The organism is Congregibacter variabilis (assembly GCF_045689235.1).
Lineage (GTDB): Bacteria > Pseudomonadota > Gammaproteobacteria > Pseudomonadales > Halieaceae > Congregibacter > Congregibacter variabilis.
Genome location: NZ_CP136864.1, coordinates 2517799 through 2530929 on the forward strand (window position 1 = coordinate 2517799; position 13131 = coordinate 2530929).

The 13131-nt window shown below is 54.9% G+C and carries 13 protein-coding genes; 11 read left to right on the plus strand and 2 right to left on the minus strand.

Annotated elements, in window-relative coordinates; all coding sequences use genetic code 11:
• Positions 1-120: 120 nt before the first annotated feature.
• Entirely contained in the window at positions 121-1566 is a 1446-nt protein-coding gene (locus R0135_RS11055; RefSeq protein WP_407346908.1) for a sodium:solute symporter family transporter, read from the minus strand.
• 109 nt (positions 1567-1675) lie between these two features.
• Between R0135_RS11055 and R0135_RS11060 the strand changes: the two genes are divergently transcribed.
• The gene (locus R0135_RS11060) at positions 1676-2320 is read left to right on the plus strand and encodes a TetR/AcrR family transcriptional regulator (RefSeq protein WP_407346909.1); all 645 of its coding nucleotides are present in this window, start codon (positions 1676-1678) and stop codon (positions 2318-2320) included.
• 48 nt (positions 2321-2368) lie between these two features.
• On the opposite strand, the gene R0135_RS11065 is transcribed toward R0135_RS11060, so the two are convergent.
• Positions 2369-2731, minus strand: coding sequence for a hypothetical protein (locus tag R0135_RS11065; protein ID WP_407346910.1), 363 nt, complete (start codon positions 2729-2731; stop codon positions 2369-2371).
• A 165-nt stretch (positions 2732-2896) separates the two neighbouring features.
• Here R0135_RS11065 and R0135_RS11070 point away from each other — a divergent pair, with 165 nt between their 5' ends.
• From R0135_RS11070 to R0135_RS11115, 10 genes are all read left to right on the plus strand, one after another.
• Positions 2897-4357 (plus strand): coniferyl aldehyde dehydrogenase, encoded by a 1461-nt coding sequence (locus R0135_RS11070; protein WP_407346911.1) that lies wholly within the window; start codon positions 2897-2899, stop codon positions 4355-4357.
• A 116-nt stretch (positions 4358-4473) separates the two neighbouring features.
• A complete protein-coding gene (gene glpQ / locus R0135_RS11075; RefSeq protein ID WP_407346912.1) occupies positions 4474-5451 on the plus strand; it encodes a glycerophosphodiester phosphodiesterase in 978 nt (325 codons plus the stop codon).
• A 42-nt stretch (positions 5452-5493) separates the two neighbouring features.
• Complete coding sequence (locus R0135_RS11080) at positions 5494-5868, plus strand: MmcQ/YjbR family DNA-binding protein (RefSeq protein WP_407346914.1); 375 nt, start codon at positions 5494-5496, stop codon at positions 5866-5868.
• On the plus strand, positions 5865-7313 hold the full coding sequence (gene pyk / locus R0135_RS11085) for a pyruvate kinase (RefSeq protein WP_407346916.1): 1449 nt from the start codon (positions 5865-5867) through the stop codon (positions 7311-7313). The genes R0135_RS11080 and pyk overlap by 4 nt, the downstream gene beginning before the upstream one ends.
• A 112-nt stretch (positions 7314-7425) precedes the next feature.
• A complete protein-coding gene (locus R0135_RS11090; protein WP_407346917.1) occupies positions 7426-9399 on the plus strand; it encodes a TonB-dependent receptor in 1974 nt (657 codons plus the stop codon).
• Between the two features lie 143 nt (positions 9400-9542).
• Positions 9543-10007, plus strand: a complete 465-nt coding sequence (locus tag R0135_RS11095) for a hypothetical protein (RefSeq protein ID WP_407346918.1) — start codon at positions 9543-9545, stop codon at positions 10005-10007.
• A 75-nt stretch (positions 10008-10082) separates the two neighbouring features.
• Positions 10083-10505 (plus strand): GNAT family N-acetyltransferase, encoded by a 423-nt coding sequence (locus R0135_RS11100; RefSeq protein WP_407346919.1) that lies wholly within the window; start codon positions 10083-10085, stop codon positions 10503-10505.
• Between the two features lie 371 nt (positions 10506-10876).
• Positions 10877-11083, plus strand: coding sequence for a cold-shock protein (locus R0135_RS11105; RefSeq protein WP_008293511.1), 207 nt, complete (start codon positions 10877-10879; stop codon positions 11081-11083).
• A gap of 100 nt (positions 11084-11183) precedes the next feature.
• Positions 11184-11630: a PaaI family thioesterase gene (locus tag R0135_RS11110; protein WP_407346920.1), complete on the plus strand. Its 447-nt coding sequence runs from the start codon at positions 11184-11186 to the stop codon at positions 11628-11630.
• A 75-nt stretch (positions 11631-11705) separates the two neighbouring features.
• Positions 11706-13127 carry a M20/M25/M40 family metallo-hydrolase gene (locus R0135_RS11115; protein ID WP_407346921.1) on the plus strand — a complete coding sequence of 474 codons (1422 nt, stop codon included), beginning with the start codon at positions 11706-11708 and terminating at the stop codon, positions 13125-13127.
• The last annotated feature ends 4 nt before the right edge of the window (positions 13128-13131 follow it).

Below are 13131 nucleotides of genomic sequence, written 5' to 3' on the forward strand. Positions count from 1 at the left end.
TAAGTTATATGAGCGCCGTGTGTCGCGGCACTTTGATTTTGAGTATCTTCTCAAATATTCAACAACCGTTGAATGTCGATTAGCGTATTCAACAGTTGTTGAACTGTCAAGCTTTGAATATTACAGATCGCCGCCGTGACGACTCGCCTCGCCGCGTGTCACCGCCAGACCGACCAGCCCGAAGACCAGCGACGCAAAAATGCCGTAGCTTGCAGAAATGGCCGGATTGGCGATCCCCATGACCAGATTGAAAAACAAATGTAGTCCCAGACCCAGCGCGGCTGAGCCGGTCACTATCCACAGAGGGATATGGCGGCGCAGAAGGACACCAAAGAGCACGGGCACCAAAGAAGCTGCGGCAAGCCCATACACGCCTTTTTGCGCGAACAAGCCAATGAGCGGCGGCGGGTTCCAGGCAAGCAGCACACCCACAATTCCCACCGCCACCAGGACCCAGCGCGACAGCACCAAGCCGTTGCTGCCCTCACCGGCAAGAGGCTTAACGATGTCATTGACCACCATGGCCGAGAGCGCCACGAGGATTCCATCAAGCGTACTCATTCCGGCAGCCAGCAGCGTAAGGAATATAAACACCAGCACATACTCGCCCCAGGCTGAACTACCAAACTCATGCAGCAGGTACTCTCGAACGACCGTGTCCTGCGCATCGATCTCAAGACCCGCCAGGCGGGCATAAAAGCCAATCATCAGCATCAGGGTAAACAAAGTACCCACGACTGCCGTGGTGCAAATGAATTTACCGATGTCCTTGTCACTGCGCAGATACAGGACTTTGGTGAGAATATGAGGCTGTAACATCAGCGCAAAGGTCACCACAAAACCACTGACAAACACCGAAAAGAAGTCGAAATACAGATTACTGCTCTCGTTAAAGGCCTGAGCGTAGTTATCTCCTACGGCCCGGAGCGCGCCCATGGGATCTCCCGAAAAATACTTGAAGCCCTGAACAAACAGCACCAAGGTGACCACCAGCATCATGATCCCCTGCAGCGTATTCGTGTACGCATGAGCGTAGGTGCCACCCATGAGCACATAGGAAAAAACGAACAACAGCACCGCAATCAAGGCGGTTTTTTGTTCTATGGGAAACAGCCCGGTCATGAGCAAACTGCAGCCCACCAGGATCAAGACTACAAAGGTAATAGACAGCAGGTTGATAAAAGCAAAGAACAAACTGAAGCCGCGGTGGTTGTAACGGTAATAAATCCATTGAGGTATGGTCAGCGCGTGACTGGCCTCTCCCAAACGGAGAAAGCCGCGGGTTAACACCAAAAACGCGCTGAGAATCCCCAGAGACCCCGCAACGCCAAAGTGCAGGTAGGCAGCAAGCCCATGCTGGTATACAAAGCCCGGGTTAATCACAAAGGTTGCGGTGGAGGAAATAGAAGCGGCAAGCGTGATACCCACCAGATAGGGACTCATGTCCTTGTTACCGATGGCAAAGCCTTCCACGCTGCTGGTACGACGCATACCCACATAGGACAGCCAGTACACGAGAGCGACGTAACCGAGAGTCAAGGCATACTTGAAGAACTCAGCAGACATTGTTGTTATTTCCCTGCGATTTCTGACAGACTATTCAACAAGCGTTGAATGCGCAAGCGAAAGGCCTGAAACAAATCTCGCAAGATCGCGCCGGGTGGCAGGAGCCGCAATGAATAAAAAAGATAGCATTCCCAAACGTGACCGGATTCTGGATGCAGCAGAAGAGCTGTTTGCAGAACACGGTTATGACGGTGTCACGCTGCGGCAGATCGCGACTAGCGCCGGCGTGGATGTTGCCTTGGCAAACTATCACTTTGGTAAAAAGCTGGACCTGTTTCAGGCGGTATTTAACCGCCGGGCCGAGCTGCTCAACGGCGCTCGACGGGAAGCATTGCACGCCTGCCAGCAGGCTGCAGGAGCAAAAGGCCCCAGCGTTGAACAAATCATTGAAGCATTTTTAAGGCCGCTGGAAATCGCGCAGGAAACCGGCGACGAGGGCTGGCGGCATTATCTAGCGCTCATTGCCTACATCAACAACTCGCCCTACTGGGGGCCGCGCATGATGTCGTCGCTATTTGACGAGCTGGTACAGGAGTTTATAGAAGCGCTTAAGAAGGCGCTGCCCAAGGCAAGCGAAGCAGACATCTACTGGTGCTATCACAATCTTTCCGGGGCACTGACGCTAACCCTGGCCAATACAGGGCGTATCGACAAGTTATCCCGGGGTCATTGCCACAGCGCAGACTTTCAAGCCGCTTATGACCACATGATCCCCTTCACAGCGGCGGGGTTTCGTAAAATCTGCGGCAGCTAGGAAAAGGGCTGCAAAAAGCCCACAGCTGCGCGGGACCAAGCTTTGCTTTTACGGCCTGGGCGCACCATTAATCGCCAGTTCGTGCTGGAAGTCTTTTTCTATTTGCTGCTGAAGCTCATAGCGACCGGCGCCCCGGCGCTTGGAGCTATCCTTGATTCGCTCGTGGTACCGCTGTTTTCGGTTCGCCGCTACTGCTGCCGTAAAGCGCTCGACCTCCGTCTCTCCGGCAATAAGAGCCTCGACGTAAGCGATATCGATACCCAGGCGATAAGCAATTCGGTTGGGACGAATCTGATGGGCGTGAAATTTCGCCACCGCGGCAATTTGCTCATCAGGATCCAGCGTGCAGATCCTGGAGTATCCGAAAGGCGGGGACGGTGTTCGGGTATCGCTGTCAGTACTGTTTGGCATCGGCGCTTTCTAGCATCGCAATACGCCTGTGACAAGGCTGCAATCAAGTCAGTCATGCTTTTGTCGAATCCAGGCTTAGACTTCGCAAGAACAAAGTGGTCAAAAAACACCCAATCACAGCTATACTAGGCGGCTAAGCAACACCACCTCGATTGGAGAAGAATAATGAATGCACCTCAGACCGCCGCAAATGTCGCCGATGCCGAAATGCTCATGCAGAGTGTTCTCGAAGCACAGCGCAGTGACTACATCGCAGAAGGCGGCGTCAGCGCCGCTATCCGTCGCGATCGCCTGAGTCGCGGCATCGATGTCTGCATCAAGTACCAGGACAAAATGGTTGATGCGCTGAATACAGATTTTAGCTGCCGCCCCCGAGAAGTGTCGCTCCTGACCGACGTAGCCGCCTCTATCACGCCATTAAAGCACTGCCATAAGCATCTGGAAAAGTGGATGCGCAGCGAAAAGCGCCCCACCATGTTCCCGGTAAACCTCCTCGGTGGTCGTTCTTCTATCGAATACCAGCCAAAGGGTGTTGTGGGCATCATTTCACCCTGGAACTTCCCGGTAAACCTGACCTTTGCGCCGCTTGCAGGCATTCTCGCCGCGGGTAATCGCGCCATGATCAAGCCTTCTGAGTTCACTCCGGCTACATCAGAAGTTATGGCCGAAATGGTCGCCGACGCCTGGGACGAAAAAGAAGTCGCGATTTTCACGGGCGGCCCCGAAGTAGGACAGGCCTTTTCCGGACTGCCTTTTGATCACCTGGTTTTTACCGGTGCAACCAGCATCGCGCGCCACATTATGGCCGCTGCCTCGCGCAATCTTGTTCCGGTCACTTTGGAACTCGGCGGCAAGTCGCCAGTGATTATTTCTCGAGACGTCGATCTGACAATGGCAGTGCAGCGGATCATGCTCGGCAAAACCCTGAATGCAGGACAAATCTGTCTGGCACCCGACTACCTCATGGTGCCCGAAGAGCGTCTTAGCGAAATCGTTGCGGCCCTTAAAGCAACCACCGAAGAAATGTACCCCAAACTATTGGACAACCCTGAATACACCTCGGTAGTCAACGAGCGCCACTTCCAGCGCCTCAATAGCTATCTTGCAGATGCGGCAGAGCGCGGTGTGACCACCACCAGCATCAATCCGGCGAACGAAGACTTTTCGTCACAGCAAGGCACCTTCAAGATCCCGCCCACGTTGGTGGTCAATCCTCCCGAGGACAGCAAGGTGATGGAAGAAGAGATCTTCGGACCCATCCTTCCGATCAAGACATACAAGGACTTCTCGGAGACCATCGATTACATCAATGCGCACCCACGTCCCTTGGGCGCTTACTACTTTGGCAAGAACAAGGACGAAGAAGAAGCTGTGCTCAAGCGCACCACTTCTGGCGGTGTCACTATCAACGACGTGATCATGCACATCATGCAAGAAGAACTGCCCTTTGGTGGCGTGGGCCCCAGCGGCATGGGCGCTTATCATGGTCATGACGGATTCAAGACCTTTAGCCATGCCAAAGCTGTATTCCGCCAGTCCCGCTTTAACATTGGCAAGCTCGGCGGCATGCTGCCCCCCTATGGACCTGCTACCGAAAAGACCATCAAGATGCAGGTCAAAAAGTAGCCTTCGACTTAAGCTGCAGTCACACCGTGCAACGGCCGGCAAAGACCCGCGCATGGTGTATTACTGCCCTTAGGCGTATTAGCCTGCTCTGCGTGCTGGCCCAGGGAGGTTGCGCGGTGACCACAGAACAACCCATCGTCATCGCCCATCGGGGCGCCAGCGCCTATCTTCCCGAGCACACGCTACCTGCCAAAGCTATGGCTCACGCCATGGGCGCCGATTTTATCGAGCAGGATGTCGTACTGACTCATGACGGCGTGCCTATTGTCCTGCACGATATTCATCTGGATTCCACCACCGATGTCGCAAAGGTCTTTCCGGGTCGGGCACGGGCAGATGGCCGTTTTTATGCGATTGATTTTACTCTGGCGGAGATTCGTCGCCTGAAGGCTCATGAGCGCCGAAGCCCCAATGGAGAAGCCGTGTTCCCCCGGCGCTTTCCGGCCATTGATGGGATATCAGGCATACCCACACTGGCAGAAGAGATTGCATTGATCGATGGACTCAATCGCAGTCGCGATCACCAGGCGGGACTCTACGTAGAGATGAAGGCCAGTGCCTTTCATCGGACCGAGGGGCAAAACCTTCCGGCGGCCGTGATGCAGGTGCTCACCGACGCCGACTGGGATCAGCGCAAAGACAGGGTGTTTCTGCAAAGTTTTGAGCCCGATGCCTTGCGCCAACTCAAATACGAACTCAAGACAGTACTGCCTCTGGTCCAGTTGATTGCAGAGAACGCCTGGGACGAAAGCGGCAGCGTAGACTTTGATGCCATGCGCACAGATGCGGGTCTGGACGCCGTTGCCGAATACGCCGATGGTATTGGGCCCTGGCTTATGCAGCTCTATCAGGGCGTCGATGATCAGGGCAAGCACCAAGTCACCGATCTGGCGGAGCGTGCTCATGCGAGAGGCTTGATTGTTCACCCCTACACCTTTCGCGCCGATCAACTGCCGCCAGGAATTGATAGTTTCGAAGAACTACATCGGCTGTTTTTTGAGGAGTTACAGGTAGACGGTGTCTTTAGTGACTTTCCGGATCGCAGTCGGGCTCTCAGCGAAAAATTCGCTAACACAGCGAAGGCCTCTCCTTGAACGTCAAACAATGAATGTCTTGATGTTTTTAAAGTCCCTGCCTTGAACTACGATGGCGCACGCAATTATCTTTTAGGATGCCCGGAGGCCTGGGAAGACTACCCATTTGGCCCCGGTGTGGCGGTACTAAAGGTGCAGAACAAAATGTTCGCAACGCTGGGGACCGAGGATGGCGTAGCGCGCATGAATCTCAAATGCGACCCTAACGAAGCACTCATGCTTCGCGATATCTTTGAGGCGGTACTGCCGGGCTACCACATGAACAAACGGCACTGGAATACAGTGCTCCTTGACGACAGTACCCCCAAGAGCGAAATCGAGCGCATGATCGACAACTCCTACGCACTGGTGGTGCAGGGACTACCAAGTCGGCAGCGTAAGGCCTTACAACTAAGAACAGGGCAAGACATCACGTGAGTACCAAAGTAAATCGACGTACCAAAATAGTCGCGACCATTGGTCCGGCCAGCGAAAGCGCAGAGTCTATCGGACAGTTGCTGGAGGCCGGAGTAGATGTATTTAGACTGAACTTCAGCCACGGCAGCATTGAGCAGCACGCGGCGGTTGCTGAACGCATTCGCAAACAATCTGCTGTCCACGGCCGCTACGTTGGCATTTTGGCCGATCTTCAGGGGCCCAAGATTCGCATCAGTAGTTTTAGCAATGGCAGCATCAAGCTCGCTGTGGGGGATCGCTTCCGGCTCGATAGCGGGATTACCGAGGACGGTGGAGACCAGCATGGTGTCAGTTTTACGTACCTCCCCATGCTAGACAGCCTCCACAGCGGAGACATTCTGCTGCTGGACGACGGTCGAATTCGCCTGCGCGTGGACGATATCGAGAAGTCCGCTGTGGACTGCACGGTGACCGTGGGTGGCAAGCTGGGCTCTCGTAAAGGCATCAACCGTCTGGGCGGCGGTATCGCAGCACCCGCACTCACGGAAAAGGACATCGAAGACATCGCAGGCCTGGGTCGCATCGCACCGGACTACGTAGCGATCTCTTTTGTTTCCAGCTTAGAGGACATCGAACACGCCAAGTCACTCCTGGATGCGCAGGATTTATCCGTCGCGGTGATTGCCAAAATCGAGCGCGCCGAGGTGGTTGCAGACGACGATATTCTCAATGGGATTATCAAAGCCTCGGACGGGGTCATGGTTGCCCGGGGAGATCTGGGTGTAGAGGTGGGCGATGCAGAGCTCATCGGCATCCAGAAAGACCTTATCTCGCGAGCCCGGCGCATGGATCGTCTGGTCATCACGGCTACCCAGATGATGGAGTCCATGATCAGCAGCTCCATGCCTACGCGTGCCGAAGTCTTTGATGTTGCCAATGCGGTGCTTGATGGCACCGACGCGGTCATGCTGTCCGCAGAAACCGCCGTGGGGGAATACCCGGTAGAAGTGGTTAAAGCGATGGCCGATGCCGCGCTGGGCGCAGAGCGTCATCCGGTAGCGCGCACATCACGCTATCGTCTGGAAAGACAGTTTGCGAGCCCTCAGGAAACCATCGCCATGTCCGCGATCTACGCCGCCAACCATTACGGCAATGTGCGCGGCATTGCCTCTCTCACAGAATCGGGGACAACGCCCTTATTGATGTCGCGCCTAAGCTCAGGTCTACCAATTTTTGCGCTGTCCAACAAACCCCGTACACTGTCGCGACTGAGCTTGTGCCGGGGAGTAATTCCACTGTACTTCGACGCCAGCTCCTTCGAGCATGAGGACATTGAAGTCAGCGCCATCGAGTATCTGCGCGACAGCGACCTTCTGTCTCAAGGCGATTCACTGTTGCTGACCCGCGGCGAAGTTATGGGTACGCCGGGCGACACCAATATTATGAAGATTCTGCCGGTGAGTTGATCCCGCCATTTGTTGTCGACGCAAGTTGTCGACGTAAGTTGTCAAACAAAGAGATTGAAGCCAGTGACAGTTATCTTCCACCTACTTTGGCGACACGGACATCCCGATACCCATGCCCTTGGATCAGCGTAGAAATCACCGCTCTTCTCTGGTTTGCGCACAGGCCGTGAACCCGCCCCTGTGCAGCGCGCTGACGCTCACATTGTGCCTCGCAATGGCCGGCGATGCCTGCGCCCAGCGTGCCGCCGAAAACGTGGTGCGCTCAGTGTCGGATGCCTTTGGTGCGAGCGTGGGCAACGAACAGATCGGACTTTATAGTATTTCCAATGTTCGAGGCTTTAGCCCCACGGCGGCGGGCAACGTTCGCGTCGAGGGCCTTTTCATTGATCGCGCTACCCGCGACTTCAGTAATCGCCTGATCGACGGCTCCACGATTCGAGCCGGTCTGGCCGCGCAGGGATACCCGCTGCCGGCGCCAACAGGCATCGTCGACTTCTCGTTGCGCCGTGTCGCGGATGAACCCACCCACAGCGTGATTGTTGAGCGCAGTGCCTACGGCGGTGCGCTGGTGGCCACCGATCTTCAGGTGCGTATACGCGATGGCCTGGAGGCAGCTTTTGGCGTCGGCTATGAGGCGCGTGAGGTCGGCGATGGCACCAACGACAAGTCCGTAAGCGCGGGCGGCAATATACGCTATGCGCCCAGCGACATCGCCGAGCTTACGGTCTTTGCAGACTACATCGAGGAGCTTGGCAATCAGTTTTCCCAGCGCTACTTCACCGATGGCCCATGGCTACCGCCGCGCGTGACGACCCGAAAGTTTGTCGGCCAACCATGGGTGGAGTTTAAAGGGCCACGCTACAACGCCGGGCTGCTTGCCAACTATCGTCCGGGCAACTGGGATTATCGCCTGGGCGTATTCCGCTCCAGCCGCGAACGTGACATCCAATCCGCGCAGCTCTATTTGGAGGTTCAACCAGACGGATCAGCGCGTCGCCAATCAGCACTAGGGCCGCCCACCACGCTGGAGTCGGACTCTCTCGAGGCACGCGCGACTCGATACATATTGGAGGGTAATCGCCAGCATAGCCTCACCGTAAACCTGCGCGCCCTTCAGCGATATCGCGACTACGGGGGCACTGTCGGTATAGACCTTGGCCCCGGCAACATAGACGAACCGGTGTTCTACGATAAGCCCGAGGTCGAATTTGGAGAACTCACCCGCGAGTCCGTGGAGCAGTTTACGCTGGGGCTGAGCTATGACCTCCAATGGGAGAACATTGGACAACTGAACCTTGGAGTGCAACAAGCCGACTATACGCGCAACGTGCAGTCCCCTGACGGCCAAACAGTCTCCGTTGAAGAGAACCCGCTCCTGTATAACGTCACGGCCAACGCGCGTTTAGGCGAGCGTCTCGTTGCCTATGGAGGCATCGTGAGGGGCTTCGAGGAAAGTCCCGTGGCCCCCTCCAGCGCCACTAACCAAAACGAAGCTCCACCAGCGGCACAGACCCAGCAAATCGACGCCGGTCTGCGCCTGGCGGCAGGCAAACTGACGGCTGTCGCGGGCGTTTTTGAGATTGAAAAACCTTTTTTCGGCCTCGACGAAAACCGCTTCTTCGGCGAACAGGGCATGCAGGTTAATCGCGGCGTAGAACTCTCGCTGGCAGGCCCGGTAACCGATGCCCTACAGCTGGTTGTGGGAACCGTGCTCTATGACATTGGCCTCAGCGGTGATGCTGTGGACGCGGGCCGCTTAGCGGACAGTCCCGTGGGCGCGATCACCCGATCAACAACCGTCAACCTGGACTACCGGCCCGCCTGGGCGCCGGGCTGGTCCTTCGACCTTGGCCTTACCAGCCGCGGCGAACAGAACGGCGACGCGCAGGGCCTGGTCAAGATCGAGCCGCGCACGCTCCTTGATCTTGGCTTACGCCGCCAGTTTTCCTTGGCCTCTAACGATGTGGTAATCCGAGGTCGACTGACAAATGTGTTTGACGAGTTTGGCTGGGACGCCAGCTCTACCAACGACCTTCGCTACGTCGCGCCGCGGGCATTCTCGCTTTCTCTGCGCATGGATATCTGACTAGACCATCAAGCTTGTCGTGCTTCAACCAGCTCGATCGGTTGGGAAAGGGACTTCGCTCCGAAGACCACTTTCGCCTATTTTGAGACGCTCTCAGTCTTCTGAGTTACCCTAAGTCCGTCAATAATGATCGGAGAGTCGCAATGAACTGGGACGCCATAAGTGCTACCGCGGAGGTGCTTGGGGCACTAGCGGTTATTGTGACACTGATTTATCTGGCAGTGCAGCTGAGGCAACAGAATACAGTTACCAAAGCACAAATTGAGCAGCAACGAGCCGATTCCGTCATTCAGCTTGTCGGCGTACTTAGTGCCACGGAGAACCGCGCTCTGTACACACAAGTGGTGATGGACAGCAGTCTCACATCTGCCGATTTATCCGAGGAGGAGAATGTACATCTCAGGATAATTGTGTCTCCAATTAGAGCGAATTTTGAGAATACGTATCGACAGTTTCAGTCAGGATACATTTCGAAAGAATTTTACGATGAGGTTTCCAAGCAGCTCTACTTAATCCATGGCCCATTAATCCTAAGATTTAACATGCCTTTAACCACCGGATTTAGAGCAGAGCTTGTAAGGATCATAGAGAACGGTGTCTCAAAGTAGGCGGCGGCCTATGTGAACCTGCTGTTTCGAGTTTCTTCTTGGAAGCCAAAACACGCTCGATTTAAGTGATCAACTATGGATATAAGATTTCAGCAAGGTGGCCTCACGAGCTCACAGCAGGCCGTTATTACCGAGGGGTTTCGTACTCACGCAGTGCATCGGCAAGCACCGCCTTATCAGGCGCAGAATTTAAGTTGGGTAGCAAGCGACGAACACAACGAGATCGCAGCAGCGCTCGCCGGAGAAATTGTGTGGGACTGGGTTTTTGTGGACGAACTGTGGGTCGCACCTGACCACCGTGGTCTCGGCCTGGGCAGCAAGCTTTTAACTAGCGCAGAAGAATTCGCAAAAGAGCAGGCACTGCAAGGCATCTGGCTTTGGACACAGAGCTGGGAAGCGGAAGACTTTTATCCAAAGCTGGGGTACAGCGAATTCACACGATTCGAGAACTTCCCAAAAGGCCACACTCGAATTGGCTATCGTAAATCACTGGTTTGATTCAGGCAGCGCATTCTCACAAGGAGTGCTACACTTTGGTTGCTGTCTTGAGCAGCAGGTTCATCCAGATAGAGACACAAGAACGAAAAGTACATACGTTGTTGAACAAGAAATCTTACGCCACGCCCGCGCAGATCCTGCGACCGCTTATTTCCAACGCCTTACACGGCAAGGGATGTTTTCCTCTGTCGTCCTTCGGCTGCCTGGAAATAGCGTCTGCAGCTAATGCACTTGTGTGGAATAAAGAGAGTAATAAGAGTCCCTTTTCTGGTGTAAGCACTATATAAAACCGCTATAGCCAACGTTGTGATTAAGCTGAAATACGCATAGCAAGCAATGAAGGCAGCGGAGTAAATTAAAGGTAAAAAAGTATGTCGACAGTAACCGGTACCGTAAAGTGGTTTAACGAATCCAAAGGCTTTGGCTTCATCGAGCGTGAAGGCGGCCCAGACGTTTTCGTTCACTTCAGTGCTATCAAAGGTGATGGATTTAAAACACTGACTGATGGTCAGAAAGTGGAATTCACAGTCACGGACGGTCAAAAAGGCCCCCAAGCAGAGGACGTGGTTGCTGTCTGACAGTACTACGAACACCCCACTGAGTTCCTAAAGACTCAGCCAGAAGCCCCGGAAACGGGGCTTTTTTGATGGTAAATCACGCATAGAGCAAGGGCTAATTATGTCAACAGCTATGGGACAACTCGTCAGCCAGGGTGACTGGCCGGCGGTAGAATCTCGCTTCAATGAAATGGAGTTTGTACAGCGCCTGGGCCTGGTCGTCGATCTGTCCGATCCCGATCGACCCCGCGGCAATGTGTCCAAGATTGAGTCCTATCATCTAGGCGGCATTGGTCAGGACTTTGTTAACGGTGCGGTCACCTCCGGCGTTATCGATATTATTCTGGGTCTGACCGGATTACGCTTTGCCGAAATGGGCTATTTCGCAACTCGCAACCTGCAGATAGACCTGACCCTGCCGGTAGAAAAAGACGGTTTTTATGTGACCTCCCGAGCGACCAGCCGAATCGGTAAAAATCTCTTTGCAGAGGCCACAGTTTTTAATCCCGATGGCGAACCGCGGGTTCATGCAACTGGCTTGGTTCGTCTGGGCATTCGCAAAGGATAAGAACAGCCATGGGCAATCGCCTTGATGAATCAAGGCATGGCACACTATCCGTCAGTACTTTTTGGGGAATCACCGATGAACAAATTAGCCACACTCTTGCTCAAGGCTTTTCTTTGCCTCACGCCTATAGCTTTTGTAACAAATCCTGCATTTTCGCAAGACACAGACCTGGGACTTAGCAAAGGCAGCGTAGAACACGCGACAGCATTGCGCGATGCCGCGATGAAAGGCTCCATGGCCTATAACATCGTTGAGTCACTCACCACCGAGGTGGGCCCGCGGCTCGCCGGAACCGATGCCGAGGCTCGGGGACGAGACTGGGCCGTTGCCAAACTCCAGGACCTGGGTTTTAAGAACGTCCGGGTAGAGCCCTTCACCATGCAGGCCTGGGCGCGCGGGTCCGAGAGCGCCGAACTGTTAAGCCCCTATCCCCAGCCTCTGTCTCTAACGACTCTGGGAGGTTCCGTCGCCACACCTGAGGGCGGATTAGAAGCAGACATCGTAGTGTTCCCGACGCTCACCGATCTTGAGGCCGCAGAACCCGGCAGCCTCGCAGGCAAAATTGCCTTTGTGTCCCACGCTATGCAAAAAACCCAGAATGGCTCGTCCTACGGCTTCCATGGCCGTTTGCGTCGCAGCGGCGCAAGCATCGCCGCCAGCAAAGGCGCCATCGCGATCCTTATCAGGTCCATCGGTACTGACTCCCATCGCATGCCACATACAGGTTCTATGCGCTACGACCCGGCTATCAACAAAATTCCTGCAGCGGCACTTTCTAACCCTGATGCAGATCAGATAGAACGCATTCATGCCCGGGGCGAAACCATGCGCGTGAACCTCAACGTGCAACCCAGGCCTTTGGGCGAAGTCGAAAGTGGCAATGTCATAGTCGATATTCGCGGCACCGAATCTCCCGACGAGGTCGTGATTATCGGCGGCCATTTGGACAGCTGGGATCTTGGCACCGGTGCCATTGATGATGGCGCAGGCGTTGCCATTGCCACTGCCGCGGCCAAACTGATCCTCGATAGTGGTAAGCGCCCAAAACGCAGTATTCGACTGATCCTTTGGGGTGCCGAAGAGGCAGGCCTGCTGGGTGGCTATGCCTACCTCGAGCGGCACAAGAAAGACTTAGACAAACAAATCATCGGTAGCGAGAGTGACTTTGGCGCTGGACGTGTTTGGCAGCTCACATCACAGGTCAGCCCAGAGGCTCAGCCCTTGGTGAACAAAATCGCCGAACTGCTAGTCCCTATCGGTATAGCACCCGGCAGTAACGATGCGCCCGGCGCAGGCCCTGATTTAACGCCCTTGGTAAAGGCGGGAATGCCGTCTTTGCGACTGCATCAAAATGGCAACGACTACTTTGATCTTCACCACACGGCAGATGATACTCTGGACAAGATCAATCCCCATGACCTTGATCAGAACGTCGCGGCTTTTGCTGTGTTTGCCTGGTTGGCGGCGGATACAGAGCTGCGCTTTAAAACGCCCTGAACAT

Excerpts from the sequence above, each read along its gene's own strand:
- R0135_RS11070 (WP_407346911.1), top strand. The coding sequence starts at position 2,897 with ATGAATGCACCTCAGACCGCCGCAAATGTCGCCGATGCCGAAATGCTC.
- R0135_RS11065 (WP_407346910.1), bottom strand. The coding sequence starts at position 2,731 with ATGCCAAACAGTACTGACAGCGATACCCGAACACCGTCCCCGCCTTTC.
- R0135_RS11090 (WP_407346917.1), top strand. The coding sequence starts at position 7,426 with ATGCCCTTGGATCAGCGTAGAAATCACCGCTCTTCTCTGGTTTGCGCA.
- R0135_RS11060 (WP_407346909.1), top strand. The coding sequence starts at position 1,676 with ATGAATAAAAAAGATAGCATTCCCAAACGTGACCGGATTCTGGATGCA.
- R0135_RS11115 (WP_407346921.1), top strand. The coding sequence starts at position 11,706 with ATGAACAAATTAGCCACACTCTTGCTCAAGGCTTTTCTTTGCCTCACG.
- R0135_RS11055 (WP_407346908.1), bottom strand. The coding sequence starts at position 1,566 with ATGTCTGCTGAGTTCTTCAAGTATGCCTTGACTCTCGGTTACGTCGCT.
- R0135_RS11100 (WP_407346919.1), top strand. The coding sequence starts at position 10,083 with ATGGATATAAGATTTCAGCAAGGTGGCCTCACGAGCTCACAGCAGGCC.
- R0135_RS11110 (WP_407346920.1), top strand. The coding sequence starts at position 11,184 with ATGTCAACAGCTATGGGACAACTCGTCAGCCAGGGTGACTGGCCGGCG.
- R0135_RS11095 (WP_407346918.1), top strand. The coding sequence starts at position 9,543 with ATGAACTGGGACGCCATAAGTGCTACCGCGGAGGTGCTTGGGGCACTA.
- R0135_RS11105 (WP_008293511.1), top strand. The coding sequence starts at position 10,877 with ATGTCGACAGTAACCGGTACCGTAAAGTGGTTTAACGAATCCAAAGGC.